This is a genomic window from Rhodococcus sp. P4_B6, assembly GCF_056402215.1.
On record NZ_JBFUHV010000308.1, the window covers coordinates 1 to 5,747 of the forward strand.

Genomic DNA, 5,747 nt, shown 5'->3' on the forward strand with positions numbered 1-5,747 from the left:
ATCCTGAAGGGTGCCGGCGGGTTATTTTGCTCGCGGTTCCGGTCCCGTTGCATTTGGCCGCCATTGTTGCCGCACATATTCATCTGCTGCTGAATTTGGTCCGGAGGAGCCAGTTGTTGTTGGGATCGCACGGGTCCTGCCCCGGCGGGGCGGTCGATGCGGCGGCGGACGCCACCGCGGGTGCGGCGACCCGAGGCCACCGCGGGTGCGGCGACCGAGGCCACCGCGGGTGCGGCGGCGAGTCCCGCCGGTAACGTGACGATCGATCCGGCCACCACCAGCCTGACCAGAAGGCTAAGTCGGCGATCGTGAAGCTATTGATCGAGCATGAGTTCTGGCCGATCGGTGCGCGTTCGACCCTGATGGCGCGACGCCCGGTTCCCGGGCCCGGTTGGTGGTGGCCCCCCTCGCTGTCGGGCCGTTCTTCGTCAGCCTGAATCAGGTGCCGTCGAACTCGAACCGTACGGGGTCTCCGCTGGCGAAGTTGATCCCGGCCGTCAGGGCGGCGAGGTCGGTCATGCCTTGCGCGCCATACCCAGCCGTGAGCCCCGACGCGTTGGAGTGCCTCGAGAGGAAGCACTTGTTCGAGGAGATGTTTCGGCTCTTCCGTTCGTTGGTCGCGGATCGAAAATGCGCAACGGTGCGCAAGATTGACCGATTACCCTGCGAATCAGCGGCACCTGCCACACACTGAACCCGGACCGCGGAAGGGGGAAGGCCCGATGACATATGTGTCCGTTCGACAACAGATGCACACCGTGCAGGACTGCACGACCGCACCGCGCATGTGGTTGGACACCGACCAGGGCAGTCTGACCGCGTACCTCCGCGACGAGCCGGTCGACGAGACGTGGCTCGCCACCAACCGGCGGCTCCATCACGAGCTCATGTCGGCCGTCGGCAACGCACATCCGGGATCGGCACCGCAGGAGGCACCTGCCCGACCCCCGATGACCGCCGAACAGCGCGGGGCGCTCGAGCAGGTCCGGGACACCTGTGCGGTCCTGCGGACCGACGACCAGTTCCAGACCATCGCCAAGTTCCGTGCCGCGCGGCTGGTGTGGGCGCGGATCGCCCAGGTGTGCGGCGTCCTGCGGGCCGACAACACCGGTGTTCCGGCGCGGGTACAGCATGACACCTACCGACAGTTCACCGGCGACCCCATGCACGCCGTCAAGACAGCGCGGGCGGCCGACGCGCCCGAGAACGTCATCGTCGACTGCATGTCAAACGCCCGGTCACGGGCGATGAACGTGATCTGTCGGGGTCGCCGAGTTGCATTTCAAGCGTTCCTCCGCCGAGCGTGTTGTTCGCCCGTGTGGCGGGTACGGAATCGGCTGACAGGCTCCCGTTCCACCTGGTGGACGCCTTTGTGGTGGCCGTACTCCTCGACGACGGGGCACCGACCCGCCTGGGCATACGAGTGGCTTCTCGTCGCCGCCGACGATCTCCTCGACGATCAGAACGCCGCCGCGCGTGCCGAGGAACTTCGTGGCCGCAGCCGCGGCATCCGGTACTCCACCGCCCGCGAGCAACACCATCTCCAGCGTCGGGGCCTCATTGTCCTCGACGAGCAGCGGGGCACGTTTCCATCGACGTCGCCGCCACCGCGTGGGCATCGATCCGGCGTGACGGTCGCCCGACCTGCTGCACCCCCTTCGCGCGAACGGCCGCCCGCTCGATCGCCAGATTTGTCGTCGTCAACTGTCTCCTCCCGTCGGTGCTCCTGTTCCGGCGTGTCGGGGTTGTAAATTTGGGCAGCCACCTTCGTGCCCCCACCGACCGGGGTGGTAGTCCCTCGCCGTCCACGGGACATCCGGGCGGCGAGGGGCGCGGGGGGTTGCGACATCTGCCGACGGCGGTGTGCGGGCTTGGGTGAGTTGTCCCGCTCGGCATGCACGTGGTGTGCTCGGTGGGTTACGGGACCGCGAGGGCGTGGGTATGCGTTTCGACCGCACGCTTCAACTCGGCCCTCGACAGGGTCCTCGAACCGCACGCGCACCGGGCCGGCACTTCGTCGTCCTCGAACCTGGTGGACTCGAGCATGTCGACATACTCGGAGCCGAGCCGGTCGCCGTGATGCGCGGTATCGACACGGTCGCGTGAGCCGTGGGCGCCGGGACCACCGCCGGCCACGATCACGGGGCCCTCGTCGGTTCGATACACGGTGGCCACGCGATGACTGGCCGGGCATGTGACACGAACGATCGCGTAATCACCGCGCCCAACGCCGAGAGCCTCCACGGCCTTCCGGGCTATCCGGCGACGGTCGAGGGGCGAAGGTTCCTTGGTGTCCATAGATCCATTGCACACCTGTTTGCCGTTGACTTGAAGAGCAGGACGGCCGTGCGATCGGGAGCAATGATCAATAACTGGTGGGTGCGACGCGATGGTGCGCGTGTGAGTGAGCTCGTGGATGGGAGGTCGGCGATGCAGGTCGCGTAGTTCTCCGAGCGCTCGGTGGACGAGTGAGGGCGCCCTCTCCGGTACTGGCCGCTGGCGGTGGCGGCAAGCGGCGACCGGAGGCCACAGGCCGGTCGTTCGAGTTCCGCCCGGCCGGGCAGCGGCGGCAGCGTGTCCTTTGGCTGTGGCCAGGCTGCGCTCGGCCTCGGCCAGGGCGGCGAGCTTGGTCTGCCAGCGGGCCTCCAGGCTGCGGGCGACGAGCCGGTTCTCCGGCGGCATCGTCAACTTGAGTGATAGTCGCAGCGGCGCAGTCGGTTTGGGCTCGCCTCTGCCCGGAATTTATTGGCTGGGTGCGTTGTTCGGGCAGCGGTGGCGGCCGCGGTGATTTCGCGCCACACCGCGAAGCGGTCCGTCATCTCGCGACGCCAGTCGGATGCCGACAACATGTGCCGCCGCAGCTGGAAGTGCCCCGTGATGCCGGAGAACGCGGACAGGAACCGTTGCGTCTGTCCGGGTGAGGCGAACCGCTTCATCCGGCGCTCCCGTTGCCGAGTCGGCTGATGCGAGTTCTCGGCCCGATTGCTGACGATACTTCGACCGGCGATGTTCGACCGAGGCCAGCATCTCGCGGTGCGCCACCTGGTAGCTGGCCGGCTTGTCTGTCACGAGCACCCGCGGCACGTACCGCAGACCCTTGAGCAGCTTGCGGAAGAACTGCTTGGCAGCCTTGGTGTTTCGACGCGACTGGACGAGGATGTCGAGCACCACACCGTCCTGGTCGACCGCACGCCACAAGTACATCCGCTCGCCGTTGATCGGGATGAACACTTCGTCGGGGTGCCACTTGTCGCCAGGGCGCGGCCGGCGGCGGCGCAGCTGGTTGGCATAGGACTGGCCGAACTTCGCGCACCACTGCCGGATCGTCTCGTGCGAGACCACGACGCCGCGTTCGAACATCAGTTCCTGCACGTCACGCAGGCTCAACGCGAAGCGGGGATACAGCCACACAGCGTGGCTGATGATCTCCTTCGGGTAGCGGAAGCCCTTGTACGACGAATCTGCGCTGGGCACGGTCGCCCATCCTCCCAGCGGTCACCCGCACAGCCAAGTTGACGATGCCATGGCACGTGGGTGGACCTGCCCCCGTTGAACGAACCGCGGGCGGCTGGTGCCGCGGCCGTGGTCGGCGACAGGATCGTGGTCGCCGGGGGACAGGCGAACGGCGCACTGGTACCGACGACGGAAGTGTTCGACGGAACGAAGTGGACGACCGTCTCGGACATCCCGACGCCACGGGAGCATCTGGCCGGAGTGTCGGACGGGACCTACTTCTATGCGATCGGTGCGCGGGACCTGGCGTCGGACCAGAACACTGCCGCGGTCGAGCGGTTCGACCCGGCCGCGGGAACGTGGACGACGTTGCCTGCCATGCCCACTCCCCGCGGTGRGCTCGGTGCGGCGTTCATCGACGGTCGCATCGTCGCGGTCGGTGGTGAACAGCCGACCCGGGTGCTGTCGACGGTCGAGGCCTACGACGTCGCGTCGGGGACCAGGTCACCGTTGCCGCCCATGCCCAGCGGGGCGCACGGGATGTCCGTTGCGACGGTCGGACACACCGTCTACGCCATCGGCGGTGCACTACGGCCCACGCACGCGGAGTCCACCGCGACTGCACAGGCCTTGGATTTCTGGTGAGTGTGCCGGTACCGACGGGTCGAGATTCCCGCGGTCACACAGACTAAATGTCTTCTGTCAGTGTGGTTGTGCTCAGTAGAGGGGGACTAGACTTGGCGTTGGAGGGGCGAGTTTCGCACGAGATGCGGGCCGGGTAGGAAGTGGTTCGTGATGAAGGTGACGGCGACGGCCACCCGTCGCGGCGGCTGGTGGGTGGTGGAGGTTCCGGGAGTCGAAGGCGTGCTCACCCAGGCTCGGCGGCTCGATCAGGTGTCTGCCATCGTGGCGGAGGCCGTGCATCTGGTCGAGGATGTGCCGGCCGAGGACGTCGAGGTGGAACTCGACTACGAGATCGGAGATTCCGCGGCGCTCATGGAGGCCCGAGCGGCCCACTTGCAAGTCGAGTCCGCCGCCCACGCGCAGGAATGTGCGGCGCGGGCCTCGCGGGCCGCGGTGGCGCATCTGCGCCGATCGGGTCTGTCGGTGCGTGATATCGGTGTCATCCTCGAGCTGAGCCCCCAACGGGTCTCTCAGCTCGACCGAGCCGGCGTTCGTGCCTGACACCATCACGATGTTCCTCGCCGGCGACGTGATGACCGGTAGGGGAGTCGACCAGATCCTCCCGTTTCCCGGCGACCCGGAGTTGCGGGAGCGTTGCGTTCGCGATGCCCGCGAGTACGTGGCGTTGGCGGAGAAGCGGAACGGCTCGATCCCCGGCCCCGTCGGGTTCGGGTGGCCGTGGGGTGAGGCGCTGCGCGTCCTCGACGCGGCGGAGCCCCACGCCCGTGTGATCAACCTGGAAACGACCGTCACCACCTGTGCGCGCTTCGCGCCCAAGGGAATCAACTACCGAATGCATCCGTCGAACCTGGGGGTGCTCACCGCTGCGCAGATCGACGTCTGCGTTCTAGCGAACAATCACCTTCTCGACTTCGGTGCCGATGGGCTCGTGGAGACCCTGGACGCGCTGGCCCGCAACGGCGTGCGGACCGTCGGTGCGGGGCGCACCGTGGCGCAGGCGTGGTGTCCCGTGGTCGTGAAGGCCGGGACGAGTCGGCTGCTGATCTGGGCGGCAGGTATGTCGTCGAGCGGGGTCTCGCCGCACGGGGCGGCCCGCCGGGGCCGGCCCGGTGTCGCGTACCTTTCGGAACCCACCGGCGCCGAGGTGGACCGTGTGCTCGACCGGACACGGCTGATACGGCGGGACACGGACGTGGTGGTGGTCTCTCTGCACTGGGGTTCGAACTGGGGATACGACGTGCCGAACGCGCATGTCGAGTTCGCGCATCGGCTCGTCGACGGTGGCGTCGACGTGGTCTTCGGGCACTCGTCCCATCACCCGCGGCCGCTCGAGATCTATCGTGGCCATCCGATCTTGTACGGCTGCGGCGACCTGATCAACGACTACGAGGGCATCCGAGGGCACGAACGCTACCGCGACGATCTGCGGCTGCTCTACCTGGTGACCCTCGACGCGCGCACGCACGAACTGCTCGAGCTACGAATGGTGCCGATGAGATCCCGGCGGATGCAACTGCAACGCGCGTCGACAAGTGACACCGAATGGCTGCGGCGGGTTCTCGACGGGATCAGCCGCGACTTCGGCACCCGCATCGACGCGGGCGCGGACGACGTCCTCGTCGCCCGTGGGAGACAAGCGAACTGGTAGG

General features: G+C 67.5%; 5 protein-coding genes and 2 pseudogenes. 4 read left to right on the top strand and 3 right to left on the bottom strand.

Annotated elements, in window-relative coordinates:
• Positions 1 to 278: hypothetical protein (locus AC1DWT_RS49205; RefSeq protein ID WP_477926058.1), on the bottom strand; the 278-nt coding region annotated here is incomplete at its 3' end.
• A gap of 444 nt (positions 279 to 722) precedes the next feature.
• Between AC1DWT_RS49205 and AC1DWT_RS49210 the strand changes: the two genes are divergently transcribed.
• Positions 723 to 1,751 carry a methylmalonyl-CoA mutase family protein gene (locus AC1DWT_RS49210; RefSeq protein WP_241031606.1) on the top strand — a complete coding sequence of 343 codons (1,029 nt, stop codon included), beginning with the start codon at positions 723 to 725 and terminating at the stop codon, positions 1,749 to 1,751.
• A 166-nt stretch (positions 1,752 to 1,917) separates the two neighbouring features.
• Here the strand turns inward: AC1DWT_RS49210 and AC1DWT_RS49215 are convergent, their stop codons facing one another.
• Together AC1DWT_RS49215 and AC1DWT_RS49220 are read right to left on the bottom strand one after the other, a co-directional pair.
• Positions 1,918 to 2,166, bottom strand: coding sequence for a hypothetical protein (locus AC1DWT_RS49215; protein WP_241031607.1), 249 nt, complete (start codon positions 2,164 to 2,166; stop codon positions 1,918 to 1,920).
• 518 nt (positions 2,167 to 2,684) lie between these two features.
• Positions 2,685 to 3,474 (bottom strand): annotated as a pseudogene (locus tag AC1DWT_RS49220) (IS6 family transposase).
• 51 nt (positions 3,475 to 3,525) lie between these two features.
• Here AC1DWT_RS49220 and AC1DWT_RS49225 point away from each other — a divergent pair.
• The 3 genes and pseudogenes from AC1DWT_RS49225 to AC1DWT_RS49235 all read left to right on the top strand — a co-directional run.
• A pseudogene (locus AC1DWT_RS49225) lies at positions 3,526 to 4,098 on the top strand (Kelch repeat-containing protein); the annotation flags it as partial.
• Between the two features lie 150 nt (positions 4,099 to 4,248).
• A complete protein-coding gene (locus tag AC1DWT_RS49230) occupies positions 4,249 to 4,638 on the top strand; it encodes a hypothetical protein (protein WP_206016292.1) in 390 nt (129 codons plus the stop codon).
• Positions 4,631 to 5,746, top strand: coding sequence for a CapA family protein (locus AC1DWT_RS49235; protein WP_206015666.1), 1,116 nt, complete (start codon positions 4,631 to 4,633; stop codon positions 5,744 to 5,746). Before AC1DWT_RS49230 ends, AC1DWT_RS49235 begins: the two co-directional genes overlap by 8 nt.
• Position 5,747 lies beyond the last annotated feature (1 nt).